Source organism: Achromobacter sp. ISS7, from assembly GCF_056523125.1.
The window spans coordinates 2,752,441-2,773,918 of sequence record NZ_JAWRZD010000001.1 but is presented as its reverse complement, the minus strand read 5'-3'; the positions used below and the strand labels follow the sequence as shown (position 1 = coordinate 2,773,918).

Here is a 21,478-nt window from a genome sequence, read left to right as displayed (position 1 = left end):
GTTTGTTCATTTGTTAAAGACTCATAATTAATGTTAAAAGCCTGTTTCTCTTAGAAACATAATCCGGATCAATCCGGGAGGGATAGAGGAACATGCTGCGAGTCTTAACGGCTTCGGGCCTGGCTTTGCTTTTGGCGGGCTGTGCTGCGACGCATCAAAGCAAGGTAGGCCAGAGTACGGCGGATGCCAGCCAGGGACGGCTGCAGGACGCCATCATCAAGGTGGATGGACAGTTGCAGGGCGGCAAAGCGGATGACGTGCTGCTCAACCTGGAAAAGGGCGAGTTGCTGCGCATCGCCTCGAACTACGGCGATAGCATGGCCGCCTTCGAGATTGCCGACAACGCGGTCAAGCAGTGGGAAGAGCAGGCGCGCGGCCTGGTGACCGAAGCGGCAAGCCAGGTCGGGGCGATGCTGTTGGGCGACGGCACCCGCGACTACGAGGTTCAGGACTACGAGAAAGTCATGCTGACCACGGTCATGGCGCTGAACCGCCTGTCGCAGGGAGACCTGGACACCGCCCGCATCGACATCAAGCGCACGCACGAGCGCGAAGCCATCATCGCCGAATTCCGCGCCAAGCAGACCGAGGAGGCCGAGGCCAAGGCCAAGGAGAAGGGTGCCCAGGTCAAGACAGCCGAACTCCAGGGCTACCCGACCGAAACCCTCAACGATCCCGAAGTGCTGGGGCTGAAGAACGGCTACCAGAACGCCCTGAGCCATTACCTGTCGGGTTTCGTCTACGAGGCGTTGAACGAACCCAGCCTGGCGGCGCCGGGCTATCGCCAGGCGATCCAGCTGCGGCCGGGTAGCACGGTGCTGGAGGCGGGCCTGGAGGGCCTGGACCAGCGTCGCGGCCAGCAGCGCAAGAATGGCGCGACCGATGTGCTGTTCGTGATCGAGTCGGGCAACGCCCCGGCGCGGGAATCGAAGAAGTTCATGCTGCCGGTGCCGACGCCGCAGGGGCTGATCACGGTGGGCATGTCGTATCCCGTGATCAACGCCGTGTCCGATGCGCCCAGCGTGGAGCGGATTGCCGTGGGCGACACGATGCTGGATACCGGCCTGGTCGCCGATTTCAACGTCATGGCCCGCCGCGCCTTGAAGGACGATCTGCCGGGCATGCAGGCGCGCGCGACGGTGCGCATGATCGTCAAGGCGGGCGCGCAAGTGGTCCTGTACAAGGAAGGCGGCATGCTGGCAGGCCTGCTCGGCAGCGTCGCGGCGGCCGTGACCGAACCGCCGGCCGATGACCGCATGTGGCGCACGTTGCCTGGCCGTGTCTATGTGGCGCGCACGTTCCTGCCGCCGGGCGACTACAACGTTTCGCTGCCTGGCGTGCCCGGCGCGGCGCAGAAGATCTCGGTCGGCGGGCGCCACATGATCGTGCCGCTGCGCACGTTCGCGTCCGTGACCTATTTTGGCGAGCCTGGCCGCTTCGGCGACTTGGCCGCGCCCCAACCCGAGGACAAGCGCGGACCCGGCAAACGCCGTCCGGCGCCCAAGTCCGCCTCCTTGAACTGAACGCGCCTGGCGCGTAGCGGAAATTCCTATGAAGCAGTTTGCCCAATGCACGGCCGCGCTGGCGCTGGGGCTGGCCCTGGCGGGTCAGGCCATGGCGCAGGCCAATCCCGCGCCGCCCTATGCGGCCTCGCCCGGCATCGCCGCCAAACTCATGGTGCGCGATTCGGTGCGCGACCTGCGCGTCGAAAGCCTGCGGTCGCAGCGTCGCAACGATGTAATGGTGGTGCAGGCCGAGATCGTCAACACCAGCGGCCTGAACTCGCGCCTGTACTACCGCTTCCGCTGGTTCGACGCCGACGGCATGCAGGTCGGCGATGACGAGGCCTGGAAGCCGCTGACGTTCCTGAACCGGCAGAGCCTCATGGTCAAGGGTGTGGCCTATGGCCCGCAGGCGACCGATTTCCGCATCGAGATGAGCGCCGAGTCGCCCTGATGGCCGCTCGTCGCGCCTGATTTCCAGAAAAGTATCCACGGAGTTTGTATGCGTTCCAATCTGTTCCCCCGCCTGATGACCGGCATGGCCGTGTCCTCGGCCCTCCTGCTGGCCGGTTGCCAGACGACGCAACCCAAGGTCGATTCGTCCTCCGGCGTCAGCTACGGCGATGCCAAGGCGGTCGAGACGGTGAGCAACGAATTCGGTTCGACCGATCTGCAGATGATCGCCGAGAAGATGACCGGCTCGCTGTTGGAAAGCCCGGTGTTCAGCGGCCGGCCGACGGTGACGCTGGCGCCGGTGCGCAACAAGACCAGCGAATACATCGACACCAAGTCGATCATGAACACGATCCAGACCCAGCTGGTCAAGAGCGGCAAGGTGCGTTTCACGCGCAGCATGGACGAGATGCAGTCCGGCGTGGAGGAACTGCAGCGCCAGAACCAGAGCGGACTGTACAAGAACCAGGGCAAGGCCAAGATGGGCAACATGGTCGGCGCCAAGTACGCGCTGGAAGGGGAAATCTCGTCCATCGTCAAGCAGGCCAGCGGCGTCAAGGACGTCTACTACAAGATGACGCTCAAGCTGTACGACGTGCAGGAAGGCACCATCGAATGGCAGGAAGAGAAGGAAATCCGCAAGACCACGCGCCGTTGATTCCATCACCCATTCGAGGCATTCCGATGCTGAAAACCTATCGTTTGATGGCCGCGCTGGCGCTGTGCGTGGCGGCGCTGCCCGCCGCCCGCGCCGCCGAGCCCAAGATCGCGGTCACCGACCTGGCCTATGAAGAGCGGGTCCGCGAGTATTTCCGCGTGGTCTCCGCGTCCAGCAGGAGCAGCGTCAACGCCAGCGCCAGCGTGCAGGATGGCCCGCGCTCGTATTCCGAGCGGGGACGCGTGAGCGCCCGCTCGGAAAGCAGTTACCACGAGGAAGAGGGCACGTACTCGTACATCGAGTACGGCGAGCTGCGCAAGTACACCGCGGACCTGAAAGGCGCCATGCTCAAGGGCGGCGGCGTCAGGCTGGTGCAGGGCAAAGCCTACCAGGGCAAGCCGACCGAAAAGCTCTTCGACATCGTGGCGCGGATCCGGCAAGGCCAGTTCGCCGGCGCCGACTACGTGTTGTTCGGCACGGTCAGCGATGTCCAGTTCAACCAGAACGCCATGTCGTTTGGCGGTTCGGCCACCTCGGCCACGCTGGGCCTGGATATTGCCGTGGACTTCAGCCTCATCAACACGCGGACCTACGAGGTCAAGGCGGCATTCACGGCGCTGGGCTCGGGACAGGACGTGAAAGTGGTATCGCGGCCGGGCGACCGGGCCACGTTCAGCCGGCCGAAGGTGATCGCCGAGGCCTCCAAGAGCCTGGCGGAAGCGGCCTATGGCGAGCTGATGAGCCAGTTCGGCCTGCCCGGCCGGCACCTGCAGGGGACGACCGGCGCCAACCCGCCGCCGCCGGCCTCGCGCAACGAGCCGGTGGTGAACTACTGATCGGCACGGGGCGCCGGCGGCGCCCCTGGCGACATCAGGCCGGATCCGGCCAGTAATGGCTGTCCGGCAGCGCGCGCGCGCCGAAGATCGCCTGGCCGACCCGCACCAGGGTGGCGCCTTCCTCGATGGCGATCTCGAAGTCGCCGGACATGCCCATCGACAGTTCGTCCAGGTTGATGCCCGCGGGCGCTTCCTGGCGCAGGCGGTCGCGCAGGCCGCGCAGCAACACGAAGCACTGGCGCACGCGTTCGACCTCGCTGGAGAACAGCGCCAGCGTCATGAAGCCGCGCACGCGCAGCGCGGAATAAGCCGGCAGCGCCTGGATGAAGGCCGCCACGTCATCGGGCGCCAGGCCATACTTGCTGGGCTCGCCGGACGTGTTGACCTGCACGAACACGTCCAGCGCGCGGCCCTCGGCCTGCAGGCGCCGGTCCAGCGCCTCGGCCAGCCGCAGGCTGTCCAGCGCCTGGAATTCGCTGGCGAACTGCGCCACCAGCTTGGCCTTGTTGGTCTGCAGGTGGCCGATGACCGACCAGCGCAGATCGGCCAGGTCGGTGGTGTTCTCCCATTTGCGGTGCGCTTCCTGCACCTTGTTCTCGCCCAGCAGGCGGCAGCCGGCGGCATGGGCCAGCCGGATGCGGGATTCGTCCATGGTCTTGCTGACCGGCAGCAACCGCACGCTGGCCGGATCGCGTCCGGCGCGATGGCAGGCGGCCGCCATGCGGGCGTGGATCGTGGCCAGGTTGTGCTGGAAATCCTCGACGCTGAGGGCCTGCGGGTAGCGGCCGTGCTGGTCGTGCCGGGTCTGGGTGTCGCCGTCGGCCGGCGTGGCCGCGGCGCTGTCGGGGGAAGTCGTCATCATTTCACCAGTTGCTTGTGCGCGGAGTCGGAACGCGTCGATGCAGTGTAACGGGCCGCGCGCCAGGGCAGGCGGCCATTGAGCAGGGCGTGGGCCAGCAGGCCGATCACCAGGCCCCAGAAGGCGCCGCCGATGCCGAACAACTTGATGTTGGCGGCGGCGGCCAGGAAGGTGATGAGCGAGGCCTCGCGTGACTTGGCGTCGGCCAGCGCGCTGGCCAGGCTGCCGCCGATGGTGCCCAGCAGGGCCAGGCCCGCCAATGTGGTGATGAAGGCGGCCGGCAGCGCCATGAACACGGCGGCCAGCGTCACGCCGAAGATGCCGACCAGGATGTAGAAGACACCGGCGGCGATGCCGGCGATCCAGCGTTTGGACGGGTCGTCGTGGGCCTCGCGGCCGGTGCAGATGGCGGCGGTGATGGCGGCCAGGTTGAAGGCATGCGAGCCGAACGGCGCCATCAGCAGCGAACCCAGGCCGGTGATGGTGACGATGGGGTTGGCGCTGGTCTTGAAGCCGTCGTTGCGCAGCACCAGCATGCCGGGCATGTACTGGCCCGTCAGCGTGATCAGGAACAGCGGCAGCGCCACGCTCAGCAGGCCATTGAGCGAGAACGCGGGCGCGGTGAAGACCGGGGCGGCGAATTCCAGCCGCAGCCCCGACAGGTCGACCCGGTCCTGCGCCAGCAGCAGCGCCAGGCCGGATACCAGGATGCCGACCACGGCGTAGCGCGCCGTGTAGCGCTTGAGCGCGACGTAGGCCAGGATCAGCCAGCCCACCAGCAGCGGGTCCAGGCTCATGCCGCCGAAGGCGCCGATGCCGAACGGCAGCAGGATGCCCGCCAGCAGGCCGGCGGCCACGCCCGGGGGAATCAGGCGGATGGCCTTGTCGAAATAGCCGGACAACCCCAGCAGGACGAAGGCCGCGGCCGAGATCAGGTAGGCGCCGATGGCCTCGGCGTACGGCGTGGTGGCCAGGGCCGTGACCAGGAAGGCGGCGGCGGGCGTGGACCAGGCGGTGATGACCGGCTCGCGGCTGATCCCGCTCAGCAGGATGCCGGTGACGCCCACGCCGATCGATACCGACCAGACCCAGGAGGCGGTCAGCGCCGGGCTGAGGCCGGCGACCTTGGCGGCCTGGAACACCAGGATGAAGGTGCCGCCGTAGTTGACGATGACCGAGATCAGGCCGGCGACGATGGGATGGATGAGATCGCGCGAAAGCAGGGAGGAGGCGCTGGGGGAGGACATGGAAGGGGCGGTGGAACGCGGCAAGGGTTGAGTGGCAGCCCACTTTGTAGCGCTGTATTGGCCTGTCATGACCGTACACTTCGGATGCCAAGACCAGACCACTTTTTTCGTCCCGGCGTATCCGGCCGCGACTAGAATGGTCGGCTTTCATCGACGCTTTCATCGCCTTCGGGCAGGCCACATGAGCAAGACCTTCGCGCTTGAGACCTTGAAGATCCGCATGGGCGACGCCGACCTGGCGCCGCTCGACCTGCATCTGCGCATCCAGCGCGCCCTGCGCGCGCTGGTGCTGGACGGCGACCTGGACCCCGGCGTGAAACTGCCCGCCACGCGCGCGCTGGCGCAGTCGCTGGGCGTGGCCCGCGACACGGTCGAGAACGCCTACGTGCAGTTGCAGCGCGACGGCTTCATCGCGCGGCGCAAGGGCTCGGGCAGCTACGTGTCCGAGACGATCGGCACCGAACTGCGCGGCTCGGCGCGGCGCCGTCCCTCGCTTCGGGAGCGGCGACCCGAGGCACCACAACCGGCCGCGCCGGCGGCGGGCCTGAGCCGGCGCGGGCGCGCGATCTTCGACAGCGGCGGCGTGGCCGACCAGCAGACGATCCAGGCGTTCGCCACCGGCCTGCCCGAGACCCGCACCTTCCCGACCGCCGTGTGGGAACGGCTGCAGCGGCAGGTGATGAAGGACCACCGCGGCAATGTGCTGCTGCATGGCGATCCGCAAGGCGCCGAGCCCTTGCGCCGCGCGATCGCGACCTACCTGAACCTGGAGCGCGGCGCCAAGGTCCGCCCCGAGCAGATCGTGGTGCTGAGCAGCACGCGCCAGGCGCTGTTCCTGTGTGCGCAGTTGCTGGTGGACGCGGGCAAACCGATCCTGCTGGAGAACCCCGGCTACTTCGGCGCCCGCAAGGCGTTCGAATTCGCCGAGGCCCGGGTGGTGCCGATCGACGTCGACGCGCAGGGCATCCGCACCGACCTGCTGCGGGCCGACCGCAGCGGCGCCAGCTGCGTCTACGTGACGCCGTCGCACCAGTATCCGACGGGAGCGACGCTGTCGCTGGAGCGGCGGCTCGACCTGACCCGCTGGGCCGCCGAGAGCGGCAAGTGGATCATCGAGGACGACTACGACAGCGAATTCCACTACGACGGCCTGCCGACCGCCTGCGTGCAGGGGCTGGACCGGCACGGCCGCACGATCTACCTGGGCACCTTCAGCAAGACGCTCTATCCGGGCCTGCGGATGGGCTACATGGCCCTGCCCGACGAGCTGGTCGGCGCCTTCAGCCGCGCGCGCAGCATCGTCGACGGCCACACGCCGCAGATCCTGCAACTGACGCTGGCGCGCTTCATGGCCGACGGCCACTACAACGCCCACGTGCGGGCCATGCGCAAGCTGTACGCGGCGCGGCGCGAGGCCATGCTGGAGGCGGTTGGCAAGCACCTGGCGGGGGTGGCGCGCGCGCTGCGTCCCGAAGGCGGGTTGCAGGTGCCCTGCCTGCTGGAAGGGGGATGGTCGGAGGCCGACACCGTCCGCCGCGCCGCGCAGGCGGGCCTGGCGCTGCCCGGCCTGGCGCGGCTGTATGCGGGCACGCCCGCGCTGCAAGGTTGGCTGCTGGGCTATGCCTCGCTCAGCGAGCACGAGATCGACCTGGCCATGCGGCGCCTGGCGGCCGTGTTGAAAAAGAAGGGGTAGGGGCAGGAGAGTCGCGGACGGCGGCCGCGCGGGCGGCCCGTGGCGCGGGGTCAGCCCTTGCGCTTGAGGAAAGCGCCGACGCCGCAGGCGACGGCGATCGCCAGCAGGGCGCCGGCGATGGTCAGCAGGAAATCGGCTTCGCCGTGGTAGCCGCCGCCCGTCACGCCGCCGGCGACGCTGCCCATCCAGATCACCGCGGTGACCAGCGTGCCGGTCAGCGCCAGCGCGGTCGCCAGGCACAGCGCGATGAACAGCGGCGTGCGGCGCACGGGCGCGGGGCCCGTGGCGTAGCCGCCGCGGCCGCGGCGGGGTTGCATCACCATGAAGAACAGGGCGGCAACCACCGCGGCCAGCATCAGGATCTTGACGATCATGACGCCGCCTGCGTCTTAGTCTTCACGGCGCAGGTGCGGGAAGAGGATGACGTCGCGGATGCTGGGGCTGTCGGTCAGCAGCATGACCAGGCGGTCGATGCCGATGCCGCAGCCGCCCGTCGGGGGCATGCCGTATTCCAGCGCGCGGATGTAGTCGGCGTCGTAGTACATCGCTTCCTCGTCGCCGGCGTCCTTGGCCTCGACCTGCGAGCGGAAACGCTCGGCCTGGTCTTCGGGATCGTTCAGCTCGGAGAAGCCGTTGGCGATCTCGCGGCCCGTCATGAACAGCTCGAAGCGCTCGGTGATGCCTTCGCGGCTGTCGGAGGCGCGCGCCAGCGGCGACACTTCGACCGGGTAGTCGATGATGTAGGTGGGGTTCCACAGCTTGGCTTCGGCCGTTTCCTCGAACAGCGCCAGTTGCAGCGCGCCCAGGCCGGCGCGCGACAGCACCGGGCCGTCGGCGTCGGCGCCCAGCTTCTTGAGCTCGGCGCGCACGAAGACCGGGTCGTCCAGTTGCGCCTGGGTGTAGCCCGGGGCGTACTTGAGGATGGCTTCGCAGATGGTCAGGCGGTCGAACGGCTTGGACAGGTCCAGCTCGCGTTCCTGGTAGGTCAGCACGGCGCTGCCGGTGGCCGAGATGGCGGCCTGGCGGATCAGTTCCTCGGTGAAGTCCATCAGCCAGCGGTAGTCCGCGAAGGCCGCGTAGAACTCCATCATCGTGAATTCCGGATTGTGGCGCGGGCTCACGCCTTCATTGCGGAAGTTGCGGTTGACTTCGAACACGCGCTCGAAGCCGCCGACGATGAGGCGCTTGAGGTAGAGCTCGGGCGCGATGCGCAGGAACATTTCCATGTCCAGCGCGTTGTGGTGCGTGACGAAGGGCTTGGCCGCCGCGCCGCCCGGGATCGGGTGCAGCATGGGCGTTTCGACTTCGAGGAAGCCGGCGTTCAGCATGAACTGGCGGATGCTGCCCACGGCCTTGCTGCGCGCCTCGAAGGTGCGGCGCGTGGCGTCGGTCATGATGAGGTCGACGTAGCGCTGGCGGTAACGCAGTTCCTGGTCGGCCACGCCGTGGAACTTGTCCGGCAGCGGACGCAGCGACTTGGACAGCAGGCGCGCCGTGGCGGCGTGCACCGACAGTTCGCCCTTGTTGGTCTTGAAGACCGACCCTTCGATCGCGATGATGTCGCCGATGTCCCATTGCTTGAACGCGGCGTAGCTGTCTTCGCCCAGCGTGCCGCGGTCCAGGTAGATCTGGATGCGGCCGGTGCTGTCCTGCAGCGTGGCGAAGCTGGCCTTGCCCATGACGCGCTTGAGCATCATGCGGCCGGCGACCTTGACGGTGACGGGCGCGGCGGCCAGGGCTTCCTGCTCCTGGTCGTCGTACTTGTCGTGCAGGGCCGCGGCGCGGGCGTCGGGGACGAAATCGTTGGGATACGCGACCCCGGTCTCGCGCAGTTTGGCCAGCTTGGCGCGCCGTTCGGCGATCAAGCGGTTTTCATCCTGGGCGGGGGCCGGAGCGGTCGTGTGGTCGGTCATGGTCGGGGGATCAGTCGTAATTGCGGATGTCGTCGATTTCGGTGGTGCCGAAGTCGTCGCGATCCAGGTAGGCGAGGATGCGGGAGGCCACGTTGGCGGGCGCGGACAGCTTGCCGCTGGCGTGGAAGTCCTGGAACTTGGCCAGTGCCGGGAAGCTCTTGGGGTCGCTGGAACGGATGGCGGCCTGCATGTCGGTGTCGACGATGCCGGGCGCCAGCGAGACGACGCGCGCGCCGCCTTCGCCTTGTTCTTCTTTGACCACGCGCGAGTACATGTCGAGCGCGGCCTTGGTGGCGCAGTAGACGTCCCAGCCGGCATTGGGGTTGCGGCCGGCGCCGGACGAGATGTTGAGCACGCGGCGGTCGGCCTTGAGGTCTTCGACCGCGGCCAGGAAGCGCGCGGTCAGCAGCATCACGGCCGTCACGTTCAGGTTGAAGGCGGCGGCGATGGCCGGGCCGTCGATCAGCGCGTCGGTGCCGGACACGGGGTGCACGGTGCCGGCGTTGTTGATCAGCAGGTAGCGGCTGGCGTCGCGCGGCAGCGCGTCGCAGATGCGGCGCGCAGCCGCCTCGGCCGCGGCCAGGTCCGAGAGGTCCACGGACAGCTGTTCGAGCTGCACGTCCTGCGAGCGGGCGTAGGCGGCCAGCTCGGGGTCTTCGCGGCGCGCCAGGGTGATCAGGCGGGTGCCCGGTTTGGCCAGGCCGCGCGCCATGGCGGCGCCGATGCCGCGCGAAGCGCCGGTGAGAATTGCGATGGTGTCAGACATGCGTGAACCCTCGGGGTACGGTGGACGGAAGTGTCGCGGAACTTACACGCCTTGCTTGAGGCTGGCCTGGATGAAGGGATCCAGGTCGCCGTCCAGCACTTTCTGCGTGTTGGAGATTTCGACGTTGGTGCGCAGGTCCTTGATGCGGCTCTGGTCCAGCACGTACGAGCGGATCTGATGGCCCCAACCCACGTCGGTCTTGGAGTCTTCCAGCTTCTGCTGCTCGGCCATACGGTTGCGCATTTCCAGTTCGTACAGCTTGGACTTCAGCATCTGCATCGCTTCGGCGCGGTTGCGGTGCTGCGAGCGGTCGTTCTGGCACTGCACCACGATCCCGGTCGGGATGTGCGTCAGGCGCACGGCCGAGTCGGTCTTGTTGATGTGCTGGCCGCCCGCGCCCGAGGCGCGGTAGGTATCCACGCGCAGGTCGGCCGGGTTCACTTCGACTTCGAAGGAATCGTCGACCTCGGGGTAGACGAACACGCTGGCGAACGAGGTGTGGCGGCCGCCCGACGAGTCGAACGGGCTCTTGCGCACCAGGCGGTGCACGCCGGTTTCCGTGCGCAGGTAGCCGAAGGCGTGATCGCCCTCGATCTTGATGGTGGCCGACTTCAGGCCGGCGACTTCGCCCTCGGATTCTTCCAGGATCTCGGCCTTGAAGCCCTTGCGCTCGGCGTACTTGAGGTACTGGCGCAGCAGCATCGAGGCCCAGTCCTGCGCTTCCGTGCCGCCCGCGCCCGCCTGGATGTCCAGGAAGCAGTTCAGGGGATCGGCCGGGTTGGAGAACATGCGGCGGAATTCCAGGCTTTCCAGCTTTTCCTGGAAGGCGTTGGCGTCCAGTTCGATGGATTCCAGGGTGGCGTCGTCGTTGTCGGCGGCGGCCAGTTCGAACAGCTCGTTCGAGTCGGCCAGGCCCATGCCCAGGCCGGTGAGCGTTTCCACCACGTCCTCGAGGGCTTTCTTTTCACGGCCCAGGTCCTGGGCGTGCTTGGGGTCGTTCCAGACGGCCGGGTCTTCGAGCTCGGCGTTTACGACTTGCAGGCGTTCAGCTTTGGCATCGTAGTCAAAGATACCTCCGTAGAGCCTGTTCGCGCTCCGCGTAGTCGGCGAGGCGGGCTGCGAGCTGGTTCTGACGTTCGGCTTCCATGATGATTCCTGATGACTTTTGTGCGAAACCGGGCATTTTACCGTGTAAGACGCCGGCCCGTGGGGCCCGCCCGTATACAGGGGGACGGATTGGGGTGAAACGCCGTTCCGGCGGGGAGCCGTCCGGATCCGCCGGCCGGTCCTAGGGGTTTGCGCGCAGAGCGCATAGTTGTTCAGTCTTTTGTCAACTATGGGGTTCTAGGCTTGATCTGCCGGCCCATATGTCCCCGCCGCGGGACGCGGGACCGGCAAGCCGCCGGTAAACCGCCGGCCTGTCCCGTTAGAGGAGGAGACGTTGATGGAACACACTATGGCCCCCGGGGTCTCGCCGGCGATCCCGGCGGCTGAGGAGGACCGGATCTACCGCAAGGTGGGGTGGCGGCTGGTGCCGCTGTTGGTCGTCTGCTATGTCGTGGCCTACCTGGACCGCGTCAACGTGGGCTTCGCCAAGCTGCAGATGCTGCAGGAACTCCAGTTCAGCGAGACGGTGTACGGGTTGGGCGCGGGGATCTTCTTCATCGGCTACTTCCTGTTCGAAATCCCCAGCAACATCATCCTCCACAAAGTCGGCGCGCGCATCTGGATCGCGCGGATCATGATCACCTGGGGCATCATCTCGGCCTGCATGATGTTCGTGTCCAGCGTGCACATGTTCTATTTCCTGCGCTTCCTGCTGGGCGCGGCCGAGGCCGGGTTCTTCCCGGGCATCATCCTCTACCTGACCTACTGGTATCCGGCCGCCCGCCGCGGACGCATCACCACCTTCTTCATGACCGCGGTGCCGATGTCCGGCCTGATTGGCGGCCCGATCTCGGGCTGGATCATGAGCACCTTCCACGGCGACCACGGCCTGTCGGGCTGGCAATGGCTGTTCCTGCTCGAAGGCATTCCGTCGGTGATCATCGGCGTGCTGGTGCTGATCTACCTGGACGACCGCATCAACAAGGCCAAGTGGCTGACCGCCAATGAAAAAGCGGTGCTGATCCGCAATATCGCGGCCGAGGAACAGCACAAGGAAGACCCGCCGATCCGCGCCGCGCTGACGCGTCCGCGCGTGTGGGCGATGGCGCTGATCTACTTCTCGTTCGTGATGGGGTTGTACGGCGTGGGGTTCTGGATGCCGACGCTGATCAAGAGCACGGGCGTGCAGAGCCCGCTGGCGATCGGCCTGCTGACCGCGGTGCCGAACCTGTTCGCGGTGATCGGCATGATCCTGATCGCGCGCAACTCCGACCGCAACCGCGAACGCCGCTGGCACGTGGCCATCCCGGCGCTGTGCGGCGCGGTGGGGCTGCTTTTCTCGGCGATCTGGAGCGGCAACACGGTGCTGGCCATCCTGGCGCTGACGGTGGCCAACATCGGCATCTGCACGGTGCTGCCGCTGTTCTGGAGCCTGCCGACCGCGCTGCTGGGCGGCACGGCCGCCGCCGCCGGGATCGCGCTGATCAACTCGGTGGGCAACCTGGCGGGCTTCGTCAGCCCCTACCTGGTGGGCTGGCTCAAGGACATGACCGGCACCACCAACACCGGCCTGTACATGCTGTCGGCATGCCTGGTGGTCGGCGCGCTGGTGGCGCTGGCGCAGCCGGCCAAGCTGGTCAACAAGTAGGCGCCAACCAGGCGCGACGGCCCCGCTTGCCGGGGCCTGCAAGAGATACGGGCGCATCCTCGCGGATGCGCCCGTTTTCTTTTACGGCGCCAAGCGTCATTTGGTCTTGCTTCGCGGCGACAGCGAAACTTTCCGCCTGTTTTGTGCCGAAAATGCTGGGGCGTAATGCGTGAATGAATCATTCTCATTCACGTATGTTTTTCCGGCAATTTGCGGCTCGGCCTTGGTCATTCTGACCGCAGCGGCCGCGGAGTTCAAAACCATCATGACCGTTGCTTCCTCGCGCTCTGCTTTCCGTCTACCGACCCGGCTCACCCGAAGCCACACCCACTCCAGGCGTTTCATCCCCCGCAAGACCACCACCGCCCTCTACGTCGCCCTGGCTCTCTCGGGGCAGGCGGCCAGTGTGCATGCGGTAGAGGCGGCTGGGGAAGGGCCCGCGACCCTTGCCGGCACCCAGAGCATCCTGCTGAGCAAGGACAACACGCCGTTTGTTGTGCAGACGCAGCCGGCCGGGCTGGATGGCGACAACGGCAAGGCTGCCGGGGTTGATGCGCCCTATGCGGCCGCGACCGATGGCAAGACGGCGTATGTCTTCACAACGCAAGACGGTTCACTGCGCGACAGCAACGTGGTGCAAATAAATACTCCCACGTCCCTTGTCGGCGGCAAGGCGGGGGCCCCCGTCATCCAGGTTGGCGAAAATGGCGCCAACGGCGCGGATGCCATTCATGGCAGCAATCTCCGAATTATTGTCGGCGGCGGTTCAATCAAGGGCGGCGCGGGCGGCAATGGCGTGAATGGCCGCGGCGCCAATACCGTCGATGCCGAAGGAAATGTTTTGCCGGCGTCGAAGGGCGGCAATGGCGGCAATGGCGGCGCCGCCATTGTGGGCAGCGACCTGGACATCGTGTTTACCGATGCCAAACCCGCAGGATCAATCAGTGCTGGAACGCCCGGTTTTGGGCGGCAGGGCATTGGCAAAGCAGGAGGCGATGCCCAGGAAAGCGGGGTCCATGGCCGCTATGGGCAGGCTCTCCACTTTACCGGTGGCAATAACCTGCTCACGCTTGAGTCGGGATCCATCATCAACGGCAGCGTGCTGCTGGATGCGCCTGCCGGCTCCTCCAGCAGTGCGCTGCATATCGTGAATAATGCAGCAGAGTGGATTGATTTGAATGGAAGGTACTTCACAGGTTACGCCAGCATCAACCAAGGGCCGATGCTTTTTAGGCCGTCGGCCAGCACGTTTCCCGCCGATTTTTCGACTGAAGTGCAGGGTCGCATGCGCATGCCGCAACTCACCGTTGGCGAAGGCGCCACGCTGATGGTGTCGGGAAGGGGCCAGACCCGGATCGGCGACCTGGTCTTGAAGGATGGCAGCACCCTTTCCGTCATTGCCCGCAGTGCGCTTAACGGCGACGGCACGAAATCCAGCAATCCGGAAAGTTTCCGGCTTACGCTCAATAACAGCAAAGCCACTATCAGCAGAACCGGCACGACGTTCAACCTGGCCGGCATCACCGATGGCAGCGCGGCCGATCAGTTCCTGTTCGTTACCGAGAATCAACTCAACTCGGAAGTCTTCGTCGAGGGCGATTTCGCCAAGACTGCCGTCGGCGGCATTGTCGTCACCGACAAATCGCCCGTCGACTACCTGACGTTCGCATCCGCCATCGCCATGGGCGGGGAACGGACCCAAGAAGAGGTCGATGCTGATAAATTCGGCCTCAACTTGTCTGTGATAGCGGCCCACCCCATCGGCTACCAGGCCACCTACAAGCTCAGTTGGCTCGAAGACCCCGCCAAGGCGCACGGCACCTTCACGATTGCCGAAGGCGGCGACTTTACCTTGGGCGCGGTGCTGGCCGATGTGAGCGCGAACACCGACACCACCGCGCCGTGGGATGGCAAGAGCCTGACCAAAGCGGGGCCCGGCGTGTTGCAGTTGACGGCGGCAAACCTGTATACCGGCCCCACCACGATCAACGCGGGGGGGCTGAAGGCCGGGGTGGCGGACGCGTTTGCAAAAAGCAGCGCGCTGACGATTGCCGCGGATGCCACCTTGAACCTCGGCGGATTTTCCCAGGCCGTGAGCGCAGGCGGGGCCATCACCAACAACGGCACCATCCTGTTCAACAGCATGAATGCCGGCAAGGCCGGCTCGAACGCGGTGAGCCTGACAGGCAACCTGACCAACGCCGGCACGCTCGATCTCGACAACGGCGACAATGCCGTTGGCAAGACGCTGAAGGTCATCGGCGATTGGGTCGGCGGCACCAACAGCCTGATCAAACTGGCCGCCGTCCTCGGCAACGGCGACGACAGTGTCACCGACAAAGTCGACATCACGGGCGCCGCCAGGGGGTCCACCAAAGTCCAGGTGCGCAACATCAACGGCGCAGGGACGACGGGCACCACGAACGGTATCACCCTGATCACCGCTGGCGACGGTAGCGAAAATGGCGCCTTCACCCTGAACACCGACACCATCACCGCCAACGGCCTGGTCTATTCGCTTCTCAACAAGGCCGATTCGGCCAACCATAAAGTCTGGTATCTGAGCAGCGCCAAGAAGAATGATGGTGATGTGGCTCAGCCCGTCCCGCCTGCTGCTGACCCGCCAGCCGTCAACCCTCCTGCCGTTAATCCTCCTGCCGGTGACCCTGTCATTCCTCCCACGATCGAGGCAGGCACCACGCTGCCTTTCGATTTCTCAAGGGCGCTGACCGCCGAAGAGAAGGCGAAGTATGTCGTCAATGCGGAGGGAGACATGGTCTTCGCCGAGGGCGTGACCCTCGACATGACGATGGCCGGCGTCAGCGAGGCGGAGAAGAGCGACGTCGGGATCACCAGCGTCACCGGCGCCATCAAGGGCGATCTCCCCAAGGTCACCGTCAACGGCGCGGCGCAACCCGATTATGTGACGGCCAACGTGTCAAAATCGCAGGACGACAAGACACTGCAAGCCGGCTACAAGCTCAGCTGGAATGAAACGGCCGATAAAGCGCACGGCACCTTCACCGTTGCCGGCGGCAGCTTCGAGCTCGGCGCGGCGCTGGCCGATGTGGGTGCGAACACCAGCACCACCCTGCCGTGGGATGGTAAGACCCTGACCAAGGATGGCCCGGGTACGCTGGTATTGACAGCGGACAACAACTACACCGGCGACACGATCATCAACCAGGGCGAACTGAAAGCCGGTGCCGAAAATACGTTCGCCACCAGCGCCAATCTGACGATCGCCAACGGCGCCACGCTCAACCTGGGCGGATATGCCCAATCCGTGGGCGGCAACCAATCCGGCGCCATCACCAATCGCGGCCGCATCGTGTTCAACGACATGGGCGAGGGCAAGAAGGGTGCCAGCCCGATGAGCTTGGCTGGCAACGTCAGCAACGTCGGCACGCTCGAACTCGACACCGGCGACGGCACCGTTGGCAAAACCCTCCAGGTCCAGGGCGACTGGCTCGGTGAGGTCGGCAGTTTGATTTCCCTGACCGCCGTACTGGCGGGCGATGACAGCAACACCGACAAAGTCGACATCACTGGCGCAGCGACCGGCACGACCCGCGTCAAGGTCCGCAATGTCGGCGGCGCGGGGGGCGAAACCACTGCGGACGGCGGCATCACCCTCATCACCACCGGCAGCAGCGTGGCCAATGCCTTCGTGCTGGACGGCCCGGTCACCGCGGGCGGGTACGTCTACAAGCTCAGGCAGGGCCGAAAAGACGCAACCGGCAAGATCAACGAGGGCATCTGGGTTCTGAGCAGCCTGGCGGACACCCTCGTCTCGACGATTCCGTCAACAAAGCCGCTGACCATCACGGCTGGCAAGCCGCTTGGCGCCGACACCCTGAAGGACTACATCAACGAAGATGGCAACCTGAATATCGCCGCTGACGATCCCATCCAGTTGACCGACGCGAATCCGCCTGCCACCAGCGACGCGCTGGACACGCCCAAGGCCATCCTGACCTTGCCCGCCACCGGGCCGGCCGGTAACGCTACCAACGGCATCCATCTCAACGGCTCGCCCAAGGTCACCGTCTTCGATACGGCCGCGACCGAGATCGATTACCTGACGCCCAGCCTCAAGGTCGCGACGGGCGACGCCAAGAAACTGGAACTCAGCTACAAGCTCCGCTGGAATGAGGCCGATAAAAAGAAATCGGGTGGCAACTTCACCATCGCTGAAAACGGCACGTTCAGACTGGCGACGGCCCTGGCTGATGTGACGGGCGTTGACGCGATCACCAATGATTTCAAGTGGGACGGCAAAACCCTGACCAAAAAAGGCGCGGGCACGCTGGAGCTGGCTGCCGTCAGCACCTATACCGGCGCCACCACCGTCGAGGCGGGCACGCTCAAGACCGCGGTGGCCAATGCGATCGCCAATACCAGCAATGTGACCATCCGGCCGGGCGCCACGCTCAACCTGGGCGCGACCAACCAGAACTTCGCCGGGATCGAGAACCAGGGGACCATCGTATTCAACGATGTGAAACCCAACGGGACGCCGGTGTCCACCCCGGTCGTCCTGAAACTCGGCGCCGGCGGCGGGAGGGGCAAGTTCCTCAACGGCGGCACGCTCAATCTCAAGAACTGCGACACTTGCGCCACTCAGACCTTCACCATCGACGGCGATTGGGAAGGCAAGGATGCCAGCGCCGTGATTCTGGGCGCGGTGCTGGGCGATGACAGCAGCCCCGCCGACAAGCTCATCATCCAGGGCGTAGCTAGCGGCAAGACCTTGGTGACCGTCGAAAACGAAGGCGGCAAGGGCGGTCAGACCGTGGAAGGCATTACCCTCATCACCGCCGTCGGCGGCAGCGCCGGCACCGATACCTTCGCGCTTGCCAACGACGTGACCGCAGGGGGGTATGTCTATTCGCTTCACAGCAAGGAAAATGCCGATAAGAAAGCAAACGGCATCTGGTATCTGACCAGCGCGAAGCAGGCGACGCCGAGCTCCGACGACATCAGGAATCACAACGTCAGTCCCTTGTTTGGGGCCTATGCCAGCAACCTGCTGGCGGCGAACACGCTGTTCAACACCAGCTTGAGCGACCGCGAAAGCGGTGAGTCCGTCGACCCGGTCACCGGCGCGCGCGGCCGGGTCTGGGCGCGGGTCGCAGGGGGAACCACGCACGGCATGATGTTCGACGGCGAAAACCGCTTCAGCGCCGATCGCAGCCTGCTGCAATTGGGTAGTTCGATCATCGCTGGCAGCGTGAACGGCCAGGATGCGTGGCGCGTCGGCGTCATGGCGGGCCATGGGCAACAGCGCAGCAAGACCCGCAACGCCGCCACCGGCAACGCCCGCGGTCAAGTCGACGGCTATAGCGTTGGCGTGTATGGCACCTGGTACCAGGACGGCCAAAGCCATCGCGGCGCGTACGTCGATGGTTGGCTGCTTTACAACGACTTCGACAACAGCGCTCAAGGCAGCGGCCTCAAGGAGAAGTACAAGGCCGACGGCATGACCGCCTCGATCGAAGCCGGTTATGCCATCGACGTGACGTCCTTCACCAGCCACGGCGGCCGCGAACACCGCTTCAGCGTGCGGCCGCAAGCGCAAGTCCTGTACGGCGGCGTCAAAGCCAAGACTTTCGTGCAGCAAGATGCGGGCCCGACCACGGTCAAGGGCGAAGGCGATGGCAACATCCAGACCCGCCTCGGGGCGCGCTTGGCCATGGTCAGCAAACCGGCCGGCGCCAGCCTTGCCGGCCAAGTCGAGACCGCGCTCGAATTGAACTGGTTGCACAACACCAACAAGTACGGGGTCACGATGGGCGCCAATCGCAACTGGATTCTCGGCGCGGATAACGTCGGCGAAGTCAAGGTCGCGGTCTCGGGCAACCTGAGCGACAACCTCGCGCTGTCAGCCAATGTCACCCATCAACAGGGCGACCACCGCTACCGCGACACCCAGGGCGGCCTGAGCCTGAAGTATCAGTTCTAAGCCACCGGGGGCGCCCAGCCTGGGCGCACGGGCCGTCCCGCCCCATGTCGAACGGGCGGGACGGCCCTTTGCCTCAGGGCCCACAGCCAGCCCGCGCGGGCTGGCTGCATCACCCCGCGTGTTCGATCACCAACTGCACCGACACCATCCCGTTCCACACGTTCTGTTCCAGCCGGTAGGCCGCCTGGATATGTTCCGGCAGCGACTGGTCGTGGCCGAACCAGATGGCGTCGAAGCGCTGCTGGCCGCGTTCGAGCGACAGCTTCAGGTGCTTTTCGCCGACCAGGCGCTGGTTGCGCACCACGAATTCGTCCAGGAACAGCGGCGCGGCGAAACCCGCGCCCCAGACCTGCTGCTGCAGCAGGCCGGCGACCTCGGCGTTGGCGTAGCCGGATTCCAGCGACCCGTCGGTCTCGATGACGGGCTCGAAGCTGTCGCGGCCCGTCAGCTCGCGCACGGCGGCGTCGAAGGCGGGGGCGAAGGCCGGGAAGTCGTTGCGGCCCAGCGTCAGGCCGGCCGCCATGGCGTGGCCGCCGAACTTGCGGATCAGGTTGGGGTGACGCTTGGACACCAGGTCCAGCACGTCGCGCAGGTGCACGTCGGGAATCGAGCGGCCCGAGCCGCGGATCTCGTCGTCGCCGGCCGGCGCGAAGGCCAGGGTGGGGCGCCAGAATTTTTCCTTCAGGCGCGAGGCCACCAGGCCGACCACGCCCTGGTGCCAGCCCGGGTCGAACACGCAGACGGTGGCGCCGGGGGCGGCATCGGGCGCCTCCATGGCGGCCATCGCCTGTTCGCGCATCTCGGCCTCGATGGTGCGCCGTTCGCGGTTGATGTTGTCCAGTTCGCGCGCCATCTCCAGCGCCTGGGCTTCGTCGTCGGTGGTCAGGCAGGCGATGCCCAGGCTCATGTCGGCCAGGCGGCCGGCGGCGTTGATGCGCGGGCCCAGCGCGAAGCCCAGGTCGAAGCCGTTGGCGGCGCGCGGCTCGCGGCCGGCCACGGCGAACAGGGCGCGCAGGCCGGGTTGCAGGCGGCCGCTGCGCATGCGCTGCAGCCCCTGCGTCACCAGCAGGCGGTTGTTGGCGTCCAGCTTGACCACGTCGGCCACCGTGCCCAGCGCCACCAGGTCGGACAGCGCGTCCAGGCGCGGCCCGCCATCGGGCGCGTAGACGCCGCGGCGGCGCAGCTCGGCGCGCAGCGCCAGCATCATGTAGAAGATGACGCCCACGCCCGCCAGGTTCTTGGACGGGAAGCCGCAGCCCGGCTGGTTCGGGTTGACGATGGCCAGGGCGTCCGGCAGCGTGTCGCCGGGCAGGTGGTGGTCGGTGATGACCACGCCGATGCCGGCGGCATTGGCCGCGGCCACGCCGTCGACGCTGGCGATGCCGTTGTCCACGGTGATGATGATGTCGGGCTTGCCGGCGCGGTGGCGGCAGGCCAGCTCGACCACGGCGGGCGACAGGCCGTAGCCGGTCTCGAAGCGGTTCGGCACCAGGAAGTCGACGTCGGCGCCCATGGCCGACAGGGCGCGCAGGCCGACCGCGCAGGCGGTGGCGCCGTCGCAGTCGTAGTCGGCCACGATCAGCAGCTTCCTGCCGGCCTGGATGGCGTCGGCCAGCACGCCGGCGGCGTGGGCCGAATGCGTCAGGCCGGCCGGCGGCAACAGCGCGGGCCAGGCCAGCTTGGTCTGGTCGGGATGGGTGACGCCGCGGGCCGCCCACAGGCGCGCCAGCAGCGGGTGGATGCCCGAGGCTTCCAGGGCATGGCAGGCGGCGAGGTCGGCGCGGCGGACGGTTAAGCGGGGTGAGACCACCAGGCGCTCCAGTTTTTCTTGGGCGCGGGCAGCAAGCCGAGCAGGCCCCCGCGCGGTTTCAGGGTGAGGGTGGCGCTGCGGTCGTCGCCCAGCAGCAGCAGTTCGGCGGGCGCTTCCGGCAGGCCCTTGGGACCGGCCAGCGGCCGCAGGCGCTGGTCGAGCGCGGCCAGGGCGTCGAGCCAGGCGGCCCAGTCGCCGGCGCGTTGCGGTCCGTCCAGGTCGGTCATGACCTGTTCCTGGCCGGCCGGCCGCATGGCCCATGGAGTGCCGCCGCCATAGAGCCAGAGGGCGTTGACCGGCGGCAGGCCGCGCGCGGCGCGGGATTCATTGGCGGGGTGCTCATGCCACGACATCTGGATTTCATTGAGCAAGCGGCGCCATGGCCGGGTTTCGGCGTCCTGGCGCCACCAGTCGTTCAGGCGCTGGCCGGCCACCGCCAGCGGGCTGGCGGTCTGGGGCCGCAGGCCGTCCGGCAGGCGCAGGCGCCAGCGGGTAGCCGACAGCGCGTCGACCGCGAAGCCGGTGCCCTCGAACAGGGGGCGGGCGGTGTCCAGCAGCGCGGCGGTTTCCTCGTCGCGCAGTTCCATCAGGGCGGGGTCGAGCAACGTGGCCTGGTCGGTGCCCAGGGCCAGGTGGACCAGTTCGGCCAGCCAGACGGGGCCGTCCGCGGCCTGGCCGGGGGCCAGCAGCGGGCCCAGGCCTGCGCCCGGCAGCAGGCCGGCCTCGGGCGTGTAGCCCGCCTGGCGCAATTGCCAGGCTTCGAACGCGGTACAGCCCTGGACACGAATATCGTGGGCCTGGACCCGGGCGCTGCCGGCCTGCAGCCAGCGGTGCAGCGTGGGCGCGCGCTCGGGCAGCAGCTTGGCCAGTTCTGCGGCGACGGGAAGGGCGGGCAAGGCGCCCGGAATGACGATCAGCATGGCCGCGATTGTAGACGCTGGCGGGATGCCGACCCAGCCCGGGAACTAAGCCCGGCCCCGCTTGCCATAGCTTGTCATGGCTTGTCTTCCATTCCCGCATT

Annotated in this window: 15 protein-coding genes; 7 read left to right on the top strand and 8 right to left on the bottom strand. The window is 66.7% G+C overall.

The features are described 5' to 3' along the window. Positions 1–92 precede the first annotated feature (92 nt). Genes AC1HFW_RS12385 through AC1HFW_RS12370 form a run of 4 tightly spaced genes read left to right on the top strand, consistent with a single transcriptional unit; the run spans position 93 to position 3,449 of the window. The gene (locus tag AC1HFW_RS12385; RefSeq protein ID WP_479283642.1) at positions 93–1,523 is read left to right on the top strand and encodes a COG3014 family protein; all 1,431 of its coding nucleotides are present in this window, start codon (positions 93–95) and stop codon (positions 1,521–1,523) included. Between the two features lie 28 nt (positions 1,524–1,551). After that, on the top strand, positions 1,552–1,956 hold the full coding sequence (locus tag AC1HFW_RS12380) for a YcfL family putative periplasmic lipoprotein (protein WP_061074264.1): 405 nt from the start codon (positions 1,552–1,554) through the stop codon (positions 1,954–1,956). Positions 1,957–2,004: 48 nt separating this feature from the next. Continuing rightward, entirely contained in the window at positions 2,005–2,613 is a 609-nt protein-coding gene (lpoB, locus tag AC1HFW_RS12375) for a penicillin-binding protein activator LpoB (protein ID WP_061074265.1), read from the top strand. 26 nt (positions 2,614–2,639) lie between these two features. After that, entirely contained in the window at positions 2,640–3,449 is an 810-nt protein-coding gene (locus AC1HFW_RS12370; RefSeq protein WP_061074266.1) for a hypothetical protein, read from the top strand. A gap of 34 nt (positions 3,450–3,483) precedes the next feature. Here the strand turns inward: AC1HFW_RS12370 and AC1HFW_RS12365 are convergent, their stop codons facing one another. Then, the gene (locus AC1HFW_RS12365) at positions 3,484–4,311 is read right to left on the bottom strand and encodes a YggS family pyridoxal phosphate-dependent enzyme (protein ID WP_479283639.1); all 828 of its coding nucleotides are present in this window, start codon (positions 4,309–4,311) and stop codon (positions 3,484–3,486) included. Continuing rightward, a complete protein-coding gene (locus AC1HFW_RS12360) occupies positions 4,308–5,555 on the bottom strand; it encodes a benzoate/H(+) symporter BenE family transporter (RefSeq protein WP_479283636.1) in 1,248 nt (415 codons plus the stop codon). Before AC1HFW_RS12360 ends, AC1HFW_RS12365 begins: the two co-directional genes overlap by 4 nt. 181 nt (positions 5,556–5,736) lie before the next feature. Here AC1HFW_RS12360 and pdxR point away from each other — a divergent pair, with 181 nt between their 5' ends. Next, positions 5,737–7,248 carry a MocR-like pyridoxine biosynthesis transcription factor PdxR gene (gene pdxR, locus AC1HFW_RS12355; protein ID WP_479283634.1) on the top strand — a complete coding sequence of 504 codons (1,512 nt, stop codon included), beginning with the start codon at positions 5,737–5,739 and terminating at the stop codon, positions 7,246–7,248. A 50-nt stretch (positions 7,249–7,298) separates the two neighbouring features. Here the strand turns inward: pdxR and AC1HFW_RS12350 are convergent, their stop codons facing one another. The 4 genes from AC1HFW_RS12350 to prfB form a co-directional block, all read right to left on the bottom strand. Continuing rightward, the gene (locus AC1HFW_RS12350; RefSeq protein ID WP_006395846.1) at positions 7,299–7,622 is read right to left on the bottom strand and encodes a hypothetical protein; all 324 of its coding nucleotides are present in this window, start codon (positions 7,620–7,622) and stop codon (positions 7,299–7,301) included. Positions 7,623–7,637: 15 nt separating this feature from the next. Next, the gene (gene lysS, locus AC1HFW_RS12345) at positions 7,638–9,161 is read right to left on the bottom strand and encodes a lysine--tRNA ligase (RefSeq protein ID WP_006395845.1); all 1,524 of its coding nucleotides are present in this window, start codon (positions 9,159–9,161) and stop codon (positions 7,638–7,640) included. Between the two features lie 10 nt (positions 9,162–9,171). After that, positions 9,172–9,927 carry an SDR family oxidoreductase gene (locus AC1HFW_RS12340; protein WP_479283630.1) on the bottom strand — a complete coding sequence of 252 codons (756 nt, stop codon included), beginning with the start codon at positions 9,925–9,927 and terminating at the stop codon, positions 9,172–9,174. A 42-nt stretch (positions 9,928–9,969) separates the two neighbouring features. Continuing rightward, a protein-coding gene (prfB, locus tag AC1HFW_RS12335) for a peptide chain release factor 2 (protein ID WP_104021788.1) occupies positions 9,970–11,074 on the bottom strand; the annotation gives its coding sequence in 2 pieces (ribosomal slippage) (positions 9,970–10,992 and positions 10,994–11,074; 1,104 coding nt in all). A gap of 297 nt (positions 11,075–11,371) precedes the next feature. On the opposite strand from prfB, the gene AC1HFW_RS12330 reads away from it, so the two are divergent. Together AC1HFW_RS12330 and AC1HFW_RS12325 are read left to right on the top strand one after the other, a co-directional pair. Then, positions 11,372–12,682: an MFS transporter gene (locus AC1HFW_RS12330; RefSeq protein ID WP_479283628.1), complete on the top strand. Its 1,311-nt coding sequence runs from the start codon at positions 11,372–11,374 to the stop codon at positions 12,680–12,682. A 169-nt stretch (positions 12,683–12,851) separates the two neighbouring features. Then, on the top strand, positions 12,852–18,647 hold the full coding sequence (locus tag AC1HFW_RS12325) for an autotransporter family protein (protein WP_479283626.1): 5,796 nt from the start codon (positions 12,852–12,854) through the stop codon (positions 18,645–18,647). 109 nt (positions 18,648–18,756) lie between these two features. On the opposite strand, the gene recJ is transcribed toward AC1HFW_RS12325, so the two are convergent. Beyond that, positions 18,757–20,457, bottom strand: a complete 1,701-nt coding sequence (gene recJ / locus AC1HFW_RS12320) for a single-stranded-DNA-specific exonuclease RecJ (RefSeq protein ID WP_238891032.1) — start codon at positions 20,455–20,457, stop codon at positions 18,757–18,759. Beyond that, positions 20,439–21,377: a hypothetical protein gene (locus tag AC1HFW_RS12315; protein WP_479283624.1), complete on the bottom strand. Its 939-nt coding sequence runs from the start codon at positions 21,375–21,377 to the stop codon at positions 20,439–20,441. The genes recJ and AC1HFW_RS12315 overlap by 19 nt, the downstream gene beginning before the upstream one ends. Positions 21,378–21,478 lie beyond the last annotated feature (101 nt).